This window comes from Rahnella bruchi, assembly GCF_003614975.1.
Lineage (GTDB): Bacteria > Pseudomonadota > Gammaproteobacteria > Enterobacterales > Enterobacteriaceae > Rahnella > Rahnella bruchi.
This window is the reverse complement of record NZ_QZWI01000005.1, coordinates 123,308-141,868: the sequence shown is the minus strand read 5'-3', so window position 1 is coordinate 141,868 and position 18,561 is coordinate 123,308. Positions and strand designations below refer to the sequence as shown.

The 18,561-nt window shown below is 49.7% G+C and carries 18 protein-coding genes and 1 pseudogene; 12 read left to right on the top strand and 7 right to left on the bottom strand.

The window, feature by feature from the left end:
* Positions 1-61 precede the first annotated feature (61 nt).
* Together D5398_RS11870 and D5398_RS11865 are read right to left on the bottom strand one after the other, a co-directional pair.
* Positions 62-391, bottom strand: a complete 330-nt coding sequence (locus D5398_RS11870; RefSeq protein WP_120507827.1) for a type II toxin-antitoxin system RelE/ParE family toxin — start codon at positions 389-391, stop codon at positions 62-64.
* Positions 360-596, bottom strand: a complete 237-nt coding sequence (locus D5398_RS11865) for a TA system antitoxin ParD family protein (RefSeq protein ID WP_120507826.1) — start codon at positions 594-596, stop codon at positions 360-362. Before D5398_RS11865 ends, D5398_RS11870 begins: the two co-directional genes overlap by 32 nt.
* A 954-nt stretch (positions 597-1,550) precedes the next feature.
* Here D5398_RS11865 and dppA point away from each other — a divergent pair.
* The 5 genes from dppA (at position 1,551) to dppF (ending at position 7,342) form a co-directional block, all read left to right on the top strand.
* Positions 1,551-3,158, top strand: coding sequence for a dipeptide ABC transporter periplasmic-binding protein DppA (gene dppA, locus D5398_RS11860; protein ID WP_120507825.1), 1,608 nt, complete (start codon positions 1,551-1,553; stop codon positions 3,156-3,158).
* A gap of 200 nt (positions 3,159-3,358) precedes the next feature.
* Positions 3,359-4,378, top strand: coding sequence for a dipeptide ABC transporter permease DppB (dppB, locus tag D5398_RS11855; RefSeq protein ID WP_120507824.1), 1,020 nt, complete (start codon positions 3,359-3,361; stop codon positions 4,376-4,378).
* Between the two features lie 10 nt (positions 4,379-4,388).
* Entirely contained in the window at positions 4,389-5,303 is a 915-nt protein-coding gene (dppC, locus tag D5398_RS11850) for a dipeptide ABC transporter permease DppC (RefSeq protein WP_120507823.1), read from the top strand.
* 10 nt (positions 5,304-5,313) lie between these two features.
* Positions 5,314-6,339, top strand: a complete 1,026-nt coding sequence (dppD, locus tag D5398_RS11845) for a dipeptide ABC transporter ATP-binding protein (RefSeq protein WP_120507822.1) — start codon at positions 5,314-5,316, stop codon at positions 6,337-6,339.
* Positions 6,329-7,342 (top strand): dipeptide ABC transporter ATP-binding subunit DppF, encoded by a 1,014-nt coding sequence (gene dppF, locus D5398_RS11840; RefSeq protein WP_120507821.1) that lies wholly within the window; start codon positions 6,329-6,331, stop codon positions 7,340-7,342. Before dppD ends, dppF begins: the two co-directional genes overlap by 11 nt.
* Positions 7,343-7,612: 270 nt before the next feature.
* On the opposite strand, the gene ompA is transcribed toward dppF, so the two are convergent.
* Both ompA and D5398_RS11830 read right to left on the bottom strand, forming a co-directional pair.
* Complete coding sequence (gene ompA, locus D5398_RS11835) at positions 7,613-8,662, bottom strand: porin OmpA (RefSeq protein ID WP_120507820.1); 1,050 nt, start codon at positions 8,660-8,662, stop codon at positions 7,613-7,615.
* 159 nt (positions 8,663-8,821) lie between these two features.
* Positions 8,822-9,451: a helix-turn-helix domain-containing protein gene (locus tag D5398_RS11830; RefSeq protein ID WP_120507819.1), complete on the bottom strand. Its 630-nt coding sequence runs from the start codon at positions 9,449-9,451 to the stop codon at positions 8,822-8,824.
* A gap of 325 nt (positions 9,452-9,776) precedes the next feature.
* Here D5398_RS11830 and D5398_RS11825 point away from each other — a divergent pair, with 325 nt between their 5' ends.
* From D5398_RS11825 to D5398_RS11795, 7 genes and pseudogenes are all read left to right on the top strand, one after another.
* Positions 9,777-10,676 carry a DUF3289 family protein gene (locus tag D5398_RS11825; RefSeq protein WP_120507818.1) on the top strand — a complete coding sequence of 300 codons (900 nt, stop codon included), beginning with the start codon at positions 9,777-9,779 and terminating at the stop codon, positions 10,674-10,676.
* Positions 10,677-10,724: 48 nt separating this feature from the next.
* A complete protein-coding gene (locus D5398_RS25845; RefSeq protein WP_120507817.1) occupies positions 10,725-11,114 on the top strand; it encodes a DUF943 family protein in 390 nt (129 codons plus the stop codon).
* A 120-nt stretch (positions 11,115-11,234) separates the two neighbouring features.
* Positions 11,235-11,675 carry a DUF943 family protein gene (locus D5398_RS11815; RefSeq protein WP_162940757.1) on the top strand — a complete coding sequence of 147 codons (441 nt, stop codon included), beginning with the start codon at positions 11,235-11,237 and terminating at the stop codon, positions 11,673-11,675.
* A gap of 31 nt (positions 11,676-11,706) precedes the next feature.
* Positions 11,707-11,880 carry a DUF3289 family protein gene (locus D5398_RS11810; protein WP_120507815.1) on the top strand — a complete coding sequence of 58 codons (174 nt, stop codon included), beginning with the start codon at positions 11,707-11,709 and terminating at the stop codon, positions 11,878-11,880.
* Positions 11,877-12,308, top strand: a complete 432-nt coding sequence (locus D5398_RS11805; RefSeq protein ID WP_120507814.1) for a DUF943 family protein — start codon at positions 11,877-11,879, stop codon at positions 12,306-12,308. Before D5398_RS11810 ends, D5398_RS11805 begins: the two co-directional genes overlap by 4 nt.
* A 60-nt stretch (positions 12,309-12,368) precedes the next feature.
* Positions 12,369-12,515, top strand: a pseudogene (locus D5398_RS25840) (DUF3289 family protein); the annotation flags it as partial.
* The gene (locus D5398_RS11795; protein WP_120507812.1) at positions 12,512-12,805 is read left to right on the top strand and encodes a DUF943 family protein; all 294 of its coding nucleotides are present in this window, start codon (positions 12,512-12,514) and stop codon (positions 12,803-12,805) included. The pseudogene D5398_RS25840 and the gene D5398_RS11795, both read left to right, overlap by 4 nt.
* Positions 12,806-13,042: 237 nt before the next feature.
* Here D5398_RS11795 and D5398_RS11785 read toward each other — a convergent pair whose 3' ends face one another.
* Genes D5398_RS11785 through D5398_RS11775 form a run of 3 tightly spaced genes read right to left on the bottom strand, consistent with a single transcriptional unit; the run spans position 13,043 to position 18,526 of the window.
* Positions 13,043-14,056 (bottom strand): family 8 glycosyl hydrolase, encoded by a 1,014-nt coding sequence (locus D5398_RS11785; RefSeq protein WP_120507811.1) that lies wholly within the window; start codon positions 14,054-14,056, stop codon positions 13,043-13,045.
* Between the two features lie 9 nt (positions 14,057-14,065).
* A complete protein-coding gene (bcsD, locus tag D5398_RS11780) occupies positions 14,066-14,545 on the bottom strand; it encodes a cellulose biosynthesis protein BcsD (RefSeq protein ID WP_120507810.1) in 480 nt (159 codons plus the stop codon).
* Positions 14,546-14,563: 18 nt separating this feature from the next.
* Positions 14,564-18,526 carry a cellulose biosynthesis protein BcsC gene (locus tag D5398_RS11775; protein WP_120507809.1) on the bottom strand — a complete coding sequence of 1,321 codons (3,963 nt, stop codon included), beginning with the start codon at positions 18,524-18,526 and terminating at the stop codon, positions 14,564-14,566.
* Between the last annotated feature and the right edge of the window lie 35 nt (positions 18,527-18,561).

Sequence of the window (18,561 nt, the reverse complement as noted above, 5' to 3'; positions counted from 1 at the left end):
TTTTTTTCGTCTGTGAACAGCCCGCGGCCTTCAGGTTGCGGGCTTTTCGCTTTATGAGATGTCATTTCATCATCTTCAAATCACCTTTACGGTGATTTTTATGTTCCTGATAGAAGTTCTCATGTGAATCCAGGCTCAGCAGATACAGCTCTATTTTCTCTTCCCGCCAGCAATAGCCCAGCAAAGCCTGCTGTTTTTCGAGCGGAAATTTATGCACTCTTAAATAGCGGAGATCGCCTTTCTTCAGTTCTCCGATCAGCGGATTTCCCTGTATGCGTTCGATTTCATCTTCGACGACAATCTGCTGTGATAAAGGCAATCGTCCAAACGCTCTGGTAAAGCGATGAGATTCAAACGTATCAATCCTTTGACCGCTCAGTCCTTCTGGCATAGCGCGTTACCTTGTTGTTATCCATCTCGCTTTTGGCTAATAACGTTTCCACAATGAACCGGTAAGTCAGATCAGGATTGTCTTCCGCGATCCGGCCGATTTTTGCCCAGTGTTCAATCTGCTTGGGAATGCTCCGGTGGGAGGCTTCCGCATGTATTTTCACTTCACTCACAAAATCGTCGTCTAAACGAATACTGGTTGCCATGGTTTACCTCTGGTCGTTTTTTATACCCGATAGCAGGGTGCGCCATAACATTGCTTTATGCAACAAATTGTCGCGTTTATAACCCAGTTTCCCTATTCCTCAGCACCGAGAATAGACGACGCTCCACAGGCAATGAAGGGAATTTTCGGGGAGTTTTTGAGTACTGCGAGACGTCGTGTAAAAAGATTTTACAGTGGCCTTCCGTTGCACCCGCCTTCAGAGTTATCCCGCAAATCTGCCGGAGGATATACGCGCAAAACCTAGCAATAAGTGCGCCAGACTCAAAAAAAACCTAAATATATTCGTTTCGATGCATGTCCATCCGCCACAACCCTTATGCCGGAAAAACAGCCTAAATCCGTACAGATACTTACCTGCACCACCCGTGTGCAATTGCGCTGTTTTGGGGTTTTTTGCTGGTGCCGGTGTCAACACGTTCCCTGAATGGCCGCAGCCGTTTGCTGCACTTGTCAGCATTTTCAGCTGGTTTCCACCCCTATCTCAAAAATAACCGTTCATATATTCATCATTTAGCCAGAAATTTTTAGGGTTTTAAAATGGGTGATTGAGCCAGGAATACTCTTTTACAAAGTGAATTGTGTGGTTAATTGGTGTTCAGGCTGAACATTCATCCTGATTCTGTTAAAGAAATGTTTTTTTATGTTTGTTTGTTGTAACTCACAGTCTGTGTAAATGCCTGATGGTTATATTGACGTCAAGGATAGGAGTTGCCAAATTGATAGCCCCAAGGAAGACCAGTGATTATTTCCGGTAAGCTTTTGTAAGGAAAACTTTACAGATTGCAGGAAAAAAAATGGCAGTTCACCATGCTCTGGTTGGACTTATTGCAGCACACGAGCAAACACAGTCACCCGCAAATAAAAATAAAGGGTGACGTGAGCTGTATACACAACACACACATCCACATCACCATTAATCGATGGAGCAGAAGCGATGACAATCTCTTTAGGTAAGTCGGGGCTACTGAAATTCAGTATGGGCCTGATTGCGCTGACCGTTGCGGCCAGTGTCCAGGCAAAAACGTTAGTATATTGCTCTGAAGGTTCACCTGAAGGCTTCAACCCTCAGCTGTTCACCTCAGGCACCACGTATGACGCAAGCTCCGTGCCTATCTACAACCGTCTGGTTGAATTCAAGATCGGGACCACTGAAATCCAGCCTGGCCTGGCTGAAAAGTGGGACATTTCTGCCGATGGCAAAACCTACACCTTCCATTTGCGCAAAGGCGTGAAATGGCAGGACAACAAAGAATTCAAACCGACCCGTGATTTCAACGCGGACGACGTAGTGTTCTCCTTTGAGCGTCAGCTGGACAAAAATAACGCATACCACGGTGTTTCTGGCGGCAGCTACGAATACTTCGAAGGTATGGGTATGGGCGATCTGATCAACAAGATCGTGAAAGTGGACGACAACACTGTGCAGTTCGTACTGAACCGCCCTGAGTCTCCGTTCCTGGCTGACCTGGCGATGGACTTCGCTTCTATCCTGTCTGCGGAATACGCTGACAACATGATGAAAGCGAAAACGCCTGAGAAAGTTGACCTGGATCCAATCGGTACGGGTCCGTTCCAGCTTGTGCAATACCAGAAAGACTCACGCATCCTCTACAAAGCATTCCCCGGCTACTGGGGCACCAAGCCGCAGATCGACCGTTTAGTCTTCTCCATCACGCCTGACGCTTCCGTGCGTTACGCGAAATTGCAGAAAAATGAATGCCAGGTGATGCCGTACCCGAACCCGGCTGACATCGCAGCAATGAAAAAAGATAAATCCATCAACCTGATGCAACAACCAGGTCTGAACGTGGGTTATCTGTCCTTCAACGTTGAGAAAAAACCACTGGATGAAGTGAAAGTGCGTCAGGCACTGACCATGGCTGTGAACAAAAAAGCCATCATCGAAGCGGTTTATCAGGGTGCTGGCCAGCCGGCTAAAAACCTGATCCCACCAACAATGTGGGGCTACAACAAAGACGTGGTGGATTACCCGTATGATCCAGCCAAAGCCAAAGAACTGTTGAAAGAAGCAGGACACCCAGACGGTTTCACTATCGATCTGTGGGCGATGCCGGTACAGCGTCCGTACAACCCGAACGCACGCCGTATGGCTGAAATGATCCAGGCTGATTGGGCGAAAATTGGCGTGAAAGCCAACATCGTGACTTACGAGTGGGGCGAATACCTCAAGCGTGCGAAAAACGGTGAGCATCAGTCTGTCATGATGGGCTGGACCGGCGACAATGGGGATCCTGATAACTTCTTCGCGACTCTGTTCAGCTGTGCTGCGGCAAAAGACGGTTCCAACTACTCCCGCTGGTGCTACAAGCCGTTTGAAGATCTGATCCAGCCAGCCCGTGCTGAATCTGATCACGCTAAACGTGCTGCCCTGTACCAGCAGGCTCAGGTTGTGATGCATGATCAGGCTCCTGCGCTGATCATCGCCCACTCCACTGTGTACGAACCTGTTCGTAAAGAAGTCAAAGGCTATGTGGTTGATCCACTTGGCAAACACCACTTCGAAAACGTCTCAATGGAGTGATCGCTTACTGAATAACCCGGGAGCTGCGTTGTGTGGTGCTCGCAATCTTCGCCTACCTGAAGGTATGTCTTGATTGCTTCGCTCCTCCGCCTTGCTCACGGGCCATTCAGTACAGCCTTGATTCTCAAGAAAGAAATGTGAGCCACAATAAGCCCGGCGAGCTACGGTTTTCCGGGCATTTTATACAGAGAGTACGGGATATGTTGCAGTTCATACTCCGACGTTTGGGGTTAGTTATCCCAACGTTTATCGGCATTACTTTGCTGACTTTTGCCTTCGTACACATGATACCAGGCGACCCGGTCACCATCATGGCAGGCGAGCGCGGGGTTTCCCCCGAACGTCACGCCCAGCTGATGGCAGATATGGGGCTCGACAAGCCTCTCTACCAGCAATATTTCAAATACGTGAACGGGGTGCTGCATGGCGACCTGGGCACCTCCTTAAAAAGCCGCACCCCTGTCTGGCAGGAATTTGTACCGCGTTTTAAAGCGACATTGGAACTGGGCATCTGCGCGATGATTTTCGCGATCATTGTCGGCATTCCGGCGGGCGTACTGGCGGCGGTAAAACGGGGATCGATATTCGACCACACGGCCGTGGGGATATCGCTGACCGGCTATTCGATGCCCATATTCTGGTGGGGGATCATGCTGGTGATGCTGGTCTCGGTGCAGCTGAATCTGACGCCCGTATCGGGGCGAATAAGCGATACTGTTTTCCTGGATGACAGCCTGCCGCTGACCGGCTTTATGCTGATCGATACGCTGTTCTGGGGCGAGCCGGGTGATTTCGTTGATGCCGTAATGCACATGATTTTACCGGCTATCGTTCTGGGCACTATTCCGCTGGCAGTGATTGTGCGTATGACCCGTTCTTCCATGCTGGAAGTTCTGGGCGAAGACTATATCCGTACTGCGCGCGCCAAAGGCGTCAGCCGTATGCGGGTGATCGTCGTCCACGCACTGCGCAATGCGCTGTTGCCGGTGGTGACCATCATTGGTTTACAGGTCGGTACGCTGCTCGGTGGCGCCATTCTGACGGAAACCATCTTCTCCTGGCCGGGACTCGGCCGGTGGCTGATCGACGCACTCCAGCGCCGCGACTATCCGGTCGTGCAGGGCGGGGTGTTGCTGGTCGCTACTCTGATCATCGTGGTTAACCTGCTGGTAGATGTGCTCTACGGCGTGGTCAACCCGCGTATTCGCCACAAGAAATAAGGGGCGCACAATGTCTCAAACCACTGAGCCGGTCGCTAACGAGTTAGTGACGGCTGCGCCAGTGCCGATGCCGCCTTTGCGCGAATTCTGGCATTACTTCAAGCGTAATAAAGGGGCCGTTGTCGGCCTGGCTTACATCATTATCATGCTGGTCATTGCGATTGGCGCGAACGTGATTGCACCTCACCTGCCTGCTGAACAGTTCCGTGATGCGCTGCTGCGCCCACCGGTCTGGATGGAAGGCGGCAGCTGGAAATTCCTGTTGGGCACGGACGACGTGGGCCGCGATATTATGTCGCGACTGATGTACGGCGCGCGTTTATCGCTGCTGGTCGGTTGTCTGGTTGTGGTGTTGTCGCTGATCCTCGGCGTGGTTTTCGGCCTTTTTGCCGGTTACTACGGCGGTGTGATTGACGCCATCATCATGCGCGTGGTCGATATCATGTTGGCCCTGCCAAGTCTGCTGCTGGCGCTGGTGCTGGTGGCGATTTTCGGTCCGTCGATCGTCAATGCCTCGCTGGCGCTAACGTTCGTGGCCCTGCCGCACTATGTCCGCTTAACCCGTGCAGCGGTGCTGGTGGAAGTAAACCGCGACTACGTGACCGCCTCGCGCGTTGCCGGTGCCGGTTCTGCCCGCCAGATGTTCGTCAATATTTTACCTAACTGCTTAGCGCCCCTGATTGTTCAGGCATCGCTCGGCTTCTCCAACGCCATCCTCGATATGGCAGCGTTGGGCTTCCTCGGTATGGGCGCACAGCCGCCAACGCCTGAGTGGGGCACCATGCTGTCGGACGTCTTACAGTTTGCTCAAAGTGCCTGGTGGGTTGTGACCTTCCCTGGCGTGATCATTCTGCTGACGGTACTGGCATTTAACCTGATGGGTGATGGCCTGCGTGATGCCCTCGACCCTAAACTCAAGCAGTAAGGGGTTGGAGATGGAAACAACATTAACGAATGACATTCAGGTCGGCAAAACATTGCTGACGGTGGATAAGCTCTCCGTTCACTTCGGTGACGAAGGGACGCCGTTCCGCGCCGTAGACCGTATCAGTTACAGCGTGAAACAGGGCGAAGTGGTCGGGATCGTCGGCGAATCCGGCTCCGGTAAATCGGTCAGTTCACTGGCGCTGATGGGGCTGATCGACTTCCCCGGCAAAGTGATGGCGGAAAAGCTGGAGTTTGGCGGGCGTAACCTGCAAGGCATCAGTGAAAAAGAGCGCCGCCAGATTGTCGGTGCCGAAGTCGCGATGATTTTCCAGGATCCGATGACCAGCCTCAATCCCTGTTACACCGTCGGTTTCCAGATTATGGAAGCTATCAAGGTGCATCAGGGCGGCAACAAAAAGACCCGTCGTCAGCGCACTATTGATTTGCTGAATCTGGTCGGGATCCCTGACCCGGCTTCACGTCTTGACGTGTATCCGCATCAGCTTTCCGGCGGGATGAGTCAGCGCGTGATGATCGCAATGGCGATTGCCTGTCGTCCAAAACTGCTGATTGCCGATGAGCCGACGACGGCGCTTGATGTGACCATTCAGGCGCAGATCATCGAGCTGCTGCTTGAGCTGCAACAGAAAGAAAACATGGCGCTGATGTTGATCACCCATGACCTGGCGCTGGTGGCGGAAGCCGCGCATCACATCATCGTGATGTACGCCGGTCAGGTCGTGGAATCGGCAAAAGCCACGGAAATTTTCCGTGCACCGCGCCATCCGTATACGCAGGCGCTGCTGCGCTCATTGCCAGAATTCTCCGCTGATAAAGCCCGTTTACAGTCATTGCCGGGCGTGGTGCCGGGCAAATATGACCGTCCTAACGGCTGTCTGCTGAATCCGCGTTGCCCGTATGCAACTGACCGTTGCCGTAAAGAAGAACCTGCGCTGCGTGACCTCGCAAACGGTCGTCAGTCGAAGTGCCATTATCCGCTGGATGATGCCGGGAGACCTACTTATGAGTCCTGATAACACCCAATCGCAGCCGCTACTGCACGCGATTGACCTGAAAAAACATTACCCGGTGAAGAAGGGCCTCTTCGGCCAGGAACGCACGGTGAAAGCGCTCGATGGCGTCTCTTTTACGCTTGAACGCGGTAAAACGCTGGCGGTGGTAGGAGAATCCGGTTGTGGTAAATCCACGCTGGGCCGTCTGCTGACCATGATTGAAGTGCCGACCGGCGGGGAGTTGTATTACCGCGGTCAGGATTTGCTGAAACCTGATGCGACGGCTGAAAAGTTGCGCCGTCAGAAGATCCAAATCGTGTTCCAGAATCCTTACGGATCGCTGAACCCGCGTAAGAAAGTCGGTCAGATCCTCGAAGAACCTTTGCTGATCAACACCAAGCTGACCCGCGAAGAGCGCCGTGAGAAATCACTGGAGATGATGGCGAAAGTCGGCCTGAAAACCGAGCACTATGACCGTTATCCGCATATGTTCTCCGGCGGTCAGCGCCAGCGTATCGCTATCGCCCGTGGTCTGATGCTGGATCCGGATGTGGTGATCGCCGATGAACCGGTATCCGCGCTCGACGTTTCCGTGCGTGCGCAGGTGCTGAACCTGATGATGGATTTACAGCAGGATTTGGGGTTGTCGTACGTCTTCATCTCTCACGATTTGTCGGTGGTGGAGCATATCGCTGACGAAGTGATGGTGATGTATCTGGGACGCTGTGTGGAGAAGGGCTCGAAAGACGCCATTTTCAGCAATCCGCGTCATCCGTACACGCAGGCATTGCTGTCAGCGACGCCACGACTGAATCCGGATGAGCGCCGTGAACGCATCAAGCTGACCGGCGAACTGCCAAGCCCGCTGAATCCGCCTGCCGGTTGTGCGTTTAACGCCCGCTGCCGTCGTGCGTTCGGCACCTGCAAACAGTTCCAGCCTCAGCTGAAACAATATGGCGACCAGCTGGTTGCCTGCTTTGCTGTCGATCAGGATGAAACCGGGACTACGCAGACTGTGGCGTAAAACCGGTTTAACCGCAGAAGTGAAAAAGCCCGCGAAAGCGGGTTTTTTTATGAGGGTTAGCCTGAAAAAATGCCAAAAAAAAGCCCGATAACGTGTATTGGGCAAAGGGACTTAATGAAATTTCGGATGCTATTTCTACGATCTAAGTGTGAAGGAAGATCGGTTATTGAGGTTACTGCTACCACATTAATGGTTCATTTATCCGCATGGCGGGCTTCTGAGCACGGTATGAATTCGTGACTCAGCAGCCCGCAGAGGGAAATTTGGGGCTTATTTCTGACCGGTAATTTCAATCACGACACGGCGATCTGGTGCAAGGCAATCCTTCAGTTGTGCGGAAGGCATACCATTATCGCACTGAGTACCGGTGACGGAATTATTGCTACCGCGACCTTCTGAACTGACGTTCTGAGCTGACAGACCCTGAGCAATCAGTGCATCAGCAACGACCTGAGCACGTTTTGAAGAGAGCTGCTGATTGTATTGATCAGAACCCAGACGATCGCTGTAGCCGATAACCATCGTGGAGCTGTTTTTGGCCGCCTGCATTTCCGGGCTGTTATACAGCTGAGTAATGGCTGCGTTACCTTCAGGTGTCAGCGTCGCTGAATCGTAAGCGAACAGGACGTCAGATTTCATGTTGAAGGTGGTGACTTCTGGTGCCGCCTCTGCTGCAACAGCGACAGGAACGACAACCGGGGTTTCGTCATGCTGACCAAATCGGTAAACCACGCCTGCGGAGACGGAGCTGACATCGCTGCTGATGCCGATCTGATTAGAATTACCTACGTTGCTGACCCATTGGTATTCCAGACGGCCAGCCCAGTTTTTGTTAAACGCATATTCAGTACCGACGGCTGCCAGCGGACGTACGCCGGTCTCAAAATTGTCATGACCGGCAATTTTGGTTTCTGCACGATAAGCCATCGCACCCGCACGGCCATAAAGATCCCAGCTGTCGGTCAGGCCATAGCTGGCTTTCAGGGACATTTGCAGACCCTGGCTTTCAAGTTTTGCGCCGGAAGCACCGTGATTGCCGTGAATACCCATATTACCGAGATAATCGTAACCGCCTTCTACGGCCAGCCAGGGAGTAATCTGATAGCCGCCGAACACGCCGCCGCTGACATTATCTTTGTTAAAATCGAAGTCGGTAGCTTTGCTCAGGTTGTCGTCGAAATTGCCTTTGCCGCTGGCATCGAAGTAATGAGACCAGCCAAGTTTTGCGCCGCCGTACCAGGTGTTGGTGTCAGCTGCGGCATAAACGCTGGAAACCGCGCAGGCGTTTACCACGATTAAAGCGATAAGAGTCTTTTTCATATTATTTCCCAGATTTCTTTTCTGCCCGTGCAGGACAGAATCTAATGTGCATGATGCTGTGTGGGGGGAATACTAATTAAAAACGCCGGCGCTTTATAAGGTTAATACGTTTAAATCTAAATTTTGTGAGAATGAGACCCATTTACGCATAATGAGTTATTAAAATTCTTCAGGTAAAGGATTCATTTCCAGTAAATATCCACCGCGGCTTGTAGAAATATAATCACCCTGTTTGAGAGCATGAATAATATTTAATACAGTGCTGCGAGATAAATGTGTTCTCTCCTGAATATATTCCAGAATGGAGATGCGTAAACGGGTCTCGAGAGGCAACTGGATCATTTCCTGCAGATGGTTGCTGATGACTGAGTAGGTGCGCTGCTGCACGACAAGCGCATCCCGATAAAAAAGATAACTGCTGAAGTATGAAAGCGCCGCAGCAACATCCTGCCAGAGGTCGTTCTCGCTGAAAATTGCCATCGCTTGCGCAGCATCCGTACGCTGAATGATTGCCTGGGTATCCACCCGTAATGTCTGGCAGTGAACTGCCTGCATCGCTTCGGCCACGCCAAACAGCAGCGGTTCGTAAGCGGTGGCCATCACCAGTCCGTCAGAGGCGCGCAGGACAGACACTTCACCTTCCAGGAACAGATAAAATTGTGGCTTGCCTTGATACGACCATGACAATCTTTTGCGCGGAACCACGCTCACCGGCGTACTTACCGGCATAAGGGCAGAAATCAGGCGCTGAATTGACGCTTCCGGGCGTTCGGGGGGCATTATTTTCACGGTTTCTTCTCGTTTCAAAAGACAGCTTTATGTTAGCTATTATAGCCAAATAAGCCCAGCTTACTTTTTATCGTAACGGATTCTTATAATTTTCTCTACATTCCGGCGAATGATGCAACATCTGTTGTTTTTCATGCGCGTTTTTATTTAATTCTTAAGTTTGCAAACCAGATCAATAATTATTTAAACAATAATACTAATGTAATGTTCATAGCAAAGTTGCGCGATGTATTATTCGCATGAATTTATTATGATTGGCCATAAGCGAGTTATATCTATTCGCTATGTGAATGGAATGATTTCATTTTATCTAAAAGGAATTTATATGTCACAAATTAGATTGCCTGCTAGAATATATACCACCCCCGCAGGAGCGAGGTCCTCAGACGATTTGCAGTACGGTGATATGACGGAGCAGCAACTCAGGTCTGTCTACCATCTGGATGATGTTTCAGCAAGAGTAAACCCTTATACCCTGACTAAAATTGAAGAGATAAAAGCCTCTCCTTTTTCGGATTTTAATTTCCCTGACCGGCCATCTTCTTTACTCATCGATTACTTTCCAAAAAAGACGTCACGTCTTCTTCATACTTATCCGGAAATAAAAAGTACGCTTTCAGTGAAACAATGCAGCGATATTCTTTTTGATGAAATGAGGGAGCTGTCTAAGCCTTTCGCGTTATATGGTGTTTATAGCGGACTGATCGTGAAGATGATCAACCATATGCAAAAGAACAGTGGGTTGCCATTCAGGGATTATCTTTTAAATAAGGCACTTGAGGAACAGATTAGATATGACATATCAGGTAACAGCAGTTTAAAAAACATACAAATTGCACTTAGGAAAGGAATTGATTGGAAGAAAGAAGAATATCCAGAGGTATTGAGAAGTGAATTGAATAAATCGATGCAGAGAAGTGTCCTTCCAAAATTCAAAAGATTCAAAGATAAGTTTAATGGTTTGGGGATCACTGTTCATGATACTTACGCCACTCAGATAACACTGACGTCACTCTTCATTGCCAATAAGGAATACAGGGCAAATATTAATTATAAAGTTCAGGATCATTTTGGGTTAGATAAGAAAGATATTTCAAATCCTCAATTTAAAATGTTACGTTTTTTCCGAATCTGGTTTGTTTTGCAACGTTGGGAAAAATTGGGATTTAAACCATTTACGACTGAGATGGAAGCAAATGTTTCTATTAGAGGAAGCATTCGTTGAATAAAAATTACGGCATCTTCATAATTTTTCTACTAATTATAGTAACTTATTTTTTTTATTTTAAGAGAACCGAAGATTATCTACGTTCACGAGGATGAAGATAGTACCGTCATCATAGTTAGAAACTTTCCCATTACGCAGTGGGGTAAGATTTACTGGTGGGAAAATAATAAGGATTATATTAAAGAGAAATATAATCTACCCAAAAGTGATATTAACGGTAATTATAATATGGTTATATTTAATGAAAATGGTGGATTTAAGAGGAACACTGGCTCTGATTACTATTGGTTTAGTTTTGAACATGTCGATCTCTATTGCTTCGATGAGATTAAGTCAGAGGAGAGATGCATAGAACGAAGCAATTTAATGATGATTCAAAACGGAAGGGATAACAAAACCTACTACTATATCGACGGGGATTCAATAACAAAATGATAAGGATATTTTTACGCCATTGTATCAAATGGAATGTCAAGTTGCTGACGAGAAGAAATTCTGCAGTCTGCATTGTGTTGTATCCATTTATCCTTGTTAAATATTATTATGAAAATTAAAATGACGATTACACTCATCACGTTAGTGATTACAGTTATTTATTTTATTTTATTTAGAATTCCTGAGGTTATGCTTGTTCAACAAACTGATACCTACACAGATATAGTGGCAAAAAATTTCCCTTTAACAAAATATGGAAAAATAAAATGGTGGAATGAAAATAAATTATTTTTGAAAAATAAATACCAAATCCCCAAGCCAGATCAGCATGGAAACTATAATATAGTTATTTGGGATGGAGGTAGTGGCTTTAAGAAGATGCCTGTAGGCTCAACACTTTTTAGTCTTGGCACCAATGATCTCTACTGTTTTTCGGTAATAGACTCCGATAAAAATTGCATTGAGAAAAATATTTTTATGGAAATAGAAAATTGGAAAAACGGGCAAACAATGATCCGTATTGGGAATGATGAAATAATACAATATCCATATATTAAATGATGTTCGTTTGTTTCTATAATAAGGAATTTATATGATAACAGATCGGACTAAAGAGCAATGTAAACGAGACGTTATGGAATTAGGATATAATTCGTTTAGATTTTTTAGGATTTGGTTTTGTTTACAGCTCTATAACAAAATGGCTTTTAAACCTTTCGTCACCGAGATGGAGTTAACTATACGTATTACAGAGGGAAGGCCATGAGGGTTAAGGTAATACTATTAATTATTGGAGTATTAATTTTCCAAATTTATTTATTTCTTTCTTTAAGGAAAGCTGAAATTATATTAGTACACCAAGGGGAGGAGTTCACAGATATAGTCGTGAGGAATTTTCCTATAACCAATATTGGAAGGGCTAAGTGGTGGCAAGAGAATCAACTTCACATTAAGGAGAAATATAATGCACTAAAAGTAGATGAATTTGGTAACTATCATGTGTTTATTTTTGATATCGGAAAAGGGTTTAAAAAAAATTCAGAGGCTGATTCAATATGGTTTTCTTTTTCTACCACTGATCTGATTTGTTTTGATGAAATAAAATCTGAAGACAGATGTATCGAGAAGAATATTCTTATGCGAGTAACAAGGAAAAAAACGGGTGAGACGAATTACATGTTCGATGGTGACTAATTTCACCAAAACATTCTGATGAAGTATACCAGTGAAGATTTTTAGAATTACTTCGGTAGGGATAAATATAGCATGCTGAAAGTAAAATATAGCACTCTCAGATTTTTCAGAATTTGGTTTGTTTTGCAACACTATGAGAAATTGGCATTCAGACCTTTTGTGACTGAAATGGAAACGGATATTTATCTGTCAGGTGGAAAACCATGAGAAAAATAGTATTGATAGTCACTGTTCTATGTTTTTCTATATCAGCATACTTCTTGTTTTTTAGAAAAACAGAAATAATTTTCGTACACCATGCAGAAGGGGTTACTGACATAGTTGTAAAAAATTTCCCTATAACTCAGATCGGTAAAATACCCTGGTGGGAAGCTCACGAAGGCGCTATTAAAAAGAAATATGGTTTACCGAAGTCTGATGAAAATGGAGTTTATTACATTTCTGTAACAGATGGCGGAAATGGATTTAAGAAAGTATCTCAAGATAATTCAAATTGATTTTCTTTTTCTAACAGAAAACTTTATTGTTTTGATGAAGTAAAGTCAGAAGAAAGTTGCCTTGAATATAATGATGTAATGACAATTATTCATGATGGAAATAATAAAATTTCTTATTTAATAGGTAATGACCAAATAGTGAAGTAGCCACAAAATGAATAATAAAATCCATTTTGTGGCGATGTCTTCATTAACCCAACACGTTATAAAAATAGTGGGGGTTATTTCAAATCGTATTTACCCTTTATGACTCGCCCACCAGCTCAGCAGTTGCAGAGTGGAAGAGTAGTAATCGTCTTTCGGGGCCAGGTTCGCGCTGATGGCACCGGCGTTGGCCATAGTGAAATCACGGATGGCTAACAGACCCGGCGACATGTTGTAGCTGGCTTTAGTGCCGGTCATAACGTCAATCCAGGCGGGCGTCGTGTTACGTGGCGATTTCTGCCACCATAGGATAAACGGTGCCAGCTGCGGGCTGCCAGGATGCGCCCAGCCGAGATACAGCGGGATGCGCACGGCATCGTAACTGAAACGCGTCGGCCAGCGGCTTGCCGGTTTCATGGTGCCATCAGCCTGCATATCCACCCAGTCGGTCGGCAGACGGAATTCGCCAAACGCCATTTTACTGAGCATTGCGGTACCGCTTTCATCGAGATCTTTCCAGACTTTTAAATGACTGTGCGCGTAAAACGCCTGCCACGCCGGGAAGATGAAATAGGACGGATTGACGGTCACGTTGCTGGTCTGATTAAAACCCTTCACGCCCGGCAACATCACTTTATAGCCGGCATAATCAATCACATTGTATTTGATCAGCGCCGCCTGCAATTTCTCGGAGGCTTTGGTGTAACGGCTGTCGTTCCACTTATCACCCGCCAGCAGCAGCGCCCAGGCCATCAGCGTATCGCCATCGGAGGCATTGTTGGTGTCCGCCACATGCGGGGTGCTGTTCGGGTCATAACGCCACGAATACAGGCCGATATCTTTGCGGTAAAGCGCGGTGTTTGCCCACTGCCAGAGTTTGTCGAACGTCGCCTGATCGTCATTGAAGACCGCCAGCAACATGCTGAATCCCTGGCCTTCAGTGTGACTGACGTTTTTATTGGCGGTATCAATGATACGCCCGTCCGGCATCAGAAAGCGGCTTTTGTACGCTGACCATCCAGAGTCCTGAGCCATTACGGCAGAACTGAAAAACGCGAAAACAAGGCCGAACCACAGCACCAGACTGTAGCGTCGAAATAACAACATAAGGAGCCCTTACAAACCATTTTGATAACGGAAAACGAACGCGCCTTCCTGTGTGCTTTCCTGCCAGCGCAGCGGAACATACGACTGTCCGCCCTGCGATAACAACCACTGTGCATACAGACCTTCGAACAGAGAAATCAGCGCAATGCGCCAGAGTTCGTCATCCTGCCCCTGCGGTGACACCGGCCACGCAATGTGCACCAGCGCCAGCTGTTGCTGGGTGGCTTCCAGTTTCACCACACCCCAGTCGAACCGGCTGAGGATGTGATTGATATTGTCTTCCAGCTCGCCCAGTGTCGCAGAGGCAGGAAGCTGATGCTGACGCGCCAGATTATTTCCCATCAGCGTGAGAAAACGACGACCATCTTCGTCATCGGCGGAGGCCAGAATACCTGAAAATAGCACCTGCACCAGGCTTTGCCAGCCCGGAGTGGTATGACGCTGGCGATAATATTCCTGCGCGACCTGAGTATAGTTTTGTTCTTGCATGGTTTTATTTCACCGCGATTAATTTTGACCCATCAGGTAACGGAAGTAGACCTGCGCGGTACTTTCGTTGTAATCGCCGAAAGTATCGTAGCCAACCTTGCCGCCAATCTGCATGCTTTTATTCAGATGATAGTTGCCGCCCACGCCTGCGTTCCAGCCGATGCCGTTCTGCGTTTTCCCGCCGTAGTAAGCTTCAGTGCCATAACCTTCTGCCACCAGGTCTTCCAGCTGTTTCTGCAGGTCCGGGTTATTCGGGAAGTAGGCGCTCTTATCCTGAGAATAAGACTGATAACCCACTGCGCCGGACAGTTTCAGATCCCAGTCGTCATACTTCTGGGTATATTCCACCGGGAAGGAGACGCTGACATAGTTTTGCGGGCTAAAGTAACCCCCCTGACCATACGTGTAGTAGCTGAGGTTTTTGTCGAAGTTCATATAGCCGACGTTGATACCGGTTTTCAGCTCGCGATCGTCATAACGGTAAGGGCGGACATACAGACCGGCATTGGCGTTCACCGACTGGTTGCTCTTCACGTTATTACCCAAATAGCTGTAGTAACCGCCTTCAGCATAGAAACCGGCGTCGCCATCGTCGTAGGACAGATTGATACTGCCGCCGTTTTTGGTGACCTGTCCCCATTCCTTGCCGCTGTAATTATCTTTGGTCCCGACATAAGACAGAATACTGTCGGTGACGGCGCGACGCTCAGCCGTCACGCGCAGGGTGGTGAAATCGGTCAGTTTCGGTGCCCATTGCACGCCACCGACCAGCGAGTTCAGATCCTGCCCGAGCGGTGTACTGCCGATATCGGCTTTATAGCTGTCACCGGTCAGCGCGGCGTTCACTTCCACGCCGGTCGCGCTCTGATTTCCAGCGGATGGTGCAGAATAGGTTGTCGGATCCGTGCCGGTAATGGTGTTGTACGCTGCGCACTGATCGGACGTTGCGTTGGCTGACGTACAATTAGTGCTGGAATTCGCTGCGGCTGCCGCCTGCAATTTGGCAAAGGTACTGTAATTGGCGATATCCAGACCGGCGGCTGCGGCTGCAGCGGCCACGTCTTTTTGCGCCGACTGCGCTGCCGCCAGTGCGCCCTGACCGAAGCGGGAATTGCCGGTGCCGGATGGGCTGCCTGCGCTGAGGGAAACCGGCGTGACGCCGATGCTCAGACGTGACGTATCAAACGGCACGAAGGCAAAGGTCATCGGTGCTTTGGCTTCGGTCAACTGGCTGAGACCGCTTTCGCCGTCACGACCACGAATTGACATATCGCCCTGCGCCCAGGTGGCCGTTTTGCCCTGCAAATCGTCGAGCATCTCGTCGATCTGTTTTTCAGTCGCATTACGTTGCGCCACGGCTGTGGGTTGCGCAGTGGCTGTCGGAATATTCCCTGGTGTTGAGATCTGATCAGACACCTGCCACGGCAACACGGTACCGTAAGAGGATTGTGTCGCCGGACGTGAGGCCGAAGTACGCGTTGAGCGGTTGATGAACGGGTTGTCGCTTATCTGCAATCCGGCGACCTGCGCCGAACTGTCCGCGCCTTCCAGTCCGATCATCTTGCCCTTCGCTGAACGCAGTAACGCCAGCGCCTGCTGGTGATCGCCCTGTGCTTCGGCGACGCGTGCTTCTAACAACAGACGGTCTGGTGTACGCGGCCCGGTCAGGCCTTCCATCAGGGTTTTCGCCCGCTGATTATCGCCTTCGCCCAGCGCCACGTTAATCGCACCCACGCGGGCATCCTGCGTCGGCGTATCGTTGCTCATCAGGTAGTTATAAACCTGACCTGCCTGTTTATTGAGTTTGCCGGACTGATACAAACGCGCCATCGCCAGCATCAGGTCACGGTTTTGCGGATCCGCCTGCAATGCGACCACCAGCTTATCGTAAGCCGCGGCGTACTGACCCTGCTCGCGCAGCTGATCAGCCTGAGTAATCACGAAACCGTTACGCAGATTGGCCAGCGCGGTGGGTGATGTGCCGGACTGAATCTGCGGGTTCTGCAGGAAGGCTTGCGCCTCGTTGCTCAGACCGGCCTGGTTGAGCACGGTAACCTGATCGGCATAATCACCAGCATTGCCTTTAACACCCTGACGCATATTCTGACGAACCAGCTGCACCGCCAGCGGAAGCTGACCGGAGGCCGCGAGGTTTTTCGCCAGCGTACCCACATCCGCCGGTGCGCTTGGTGGATTTTGTGCCAGGGCGCGCAGCGTATTCGATGCCGCAGCGGTATTGCCCTGTTGCAGATAACTTTCGGCATCAGCCATTTGCGCATTGAAATTGGCGCGTTGCGCCAGTTCACGCATACCCTGATTCTGACTATTGCGCGGAATGCGCGAGAGCAGGGCGCTGGAGGTAGACCAGTTTTTGGTTTCAGAGGCAAAAAGCGCAGCCGCGTACAAATCAGCCGAAGACGCACCCGGACGCGAAGACGGCGCCATGATCGACTGTGCCTGTGCGGTCTGCCCCTGCGATTGCAGGATGCGCGCCATATCCAGTTTCACCCAGACATTGGAAGGCTGACGTTCCTGCGCCTGTTGCAAAATATTCAGTGCGCGCTGCGGATCGTTGTTCGCCACAGCCTGTGCGGCCTGACGACGCATCGGCTCGATAACATCGGCCACGGTCGGTGGATTCATCTTCGCCTGCAATCCTGCTGGCAGAGTTTTCAGCACCTGATTAGCTTCGGCGGTTTTATTTTGCTGACGGAGTACGTAATACAATCCTGCACGGGCATCGGCATTATCGCCCAGCGCACTGTATTGCTGCTCAGCTCCGGGCAGATCGCCTTTGCGGCGCAGAATGTCCGCCCGCAATAAGCTGGCAGACTGACCTTTCTCGCCACCGACCTGTGTCAGCGGGGTGACAGCGGCCAGCGCTGCGTCGTAACTGCCGGAACCGGCGGCTTCTTTGGCTTTGGCTAACTGCGCGTAAAACGCCGAATCCTGCGCCTGATTGCTCAGCTGCGCGCTGTTCGGACCGCCTTGTGCAGCGGCTTTGCTCAGATATTGCGACGCTTGTTCAAAGTTGCCGCTGCGCTGAGCGATATACCCCAGACCGGCCAGTGCATCGGCATCGTTCGGATTATCAGCCAGTACTGTTTCAAACTTGGATTTTGCACTGGTGACGTCGCCGCTGTTCAGGGCAGTAAAGCCCTGACCTTTCGCCGCGCCGCCAATGTTTTTCTGGAAATAGGCCATCACGCCGGTGTCATTAGGATGACGCGCCTGATAACCCTGATACAAATCACGGTCACCTTCCTGCGGCGCCATCCACAACAGGGCCTGACGCAACGAGCGATCTGCTTCAGTGCTGGAACCGGCCATGGTGCTCAGCAATTTGATGCCGTCGCGCCGGGTCGATTCCTGATAGGTCAGCACTTTACCCAGACCGAGACGCGCCTGCGTATCGTCCGGACGTGAGGCGACGCGCTGTTGTAATCCGGCAATCGCCTGCGGCTGCAGCGATTTATCGCCCGCCATTGTCAGATAATATTCGGTCGCCAGACTGTCGAGCGGCTGGTTGCCGTTAAAAATAGTGCGGTAAGCCGAAAGCGCACCACTGACGTTCCCCTGTGCCGCCATCTGACGGGCAGAAGCCAGCTGAGCCGGTGGAATAGACTGCATCGCTTTGGCGCTGTTGAGCGACGCCAGACGCGGATCATCCGGTGATACGCTGACCAGTTTCTCGCGCCACTGATTAGCTGCCGCTTTATCACCGCTTTGCATGGAATACAGCGACATCAGATACATCGCCTGGGCATTGTTCGGTTCCACCAGCAGCACTTTCTGCAAGGCGTCTTTGGCCAGATCATCATGTGCGCGTTCGTGCCAGTAAGCGGCCTGATCAAACAGGGCTTTCATGGCGGGGTTGGTGGTGTCCGCTGCAAACGTAGCGGCGCTAAAACTCGCGACTCCGGCGATCCCTACCAGATAAATAGCCCTGATCACCGCCAGGGACAGTTTATGTTTTTTCATTTTCCAGCTCCGGTAATCGCCAGAGGGTCGCCTGC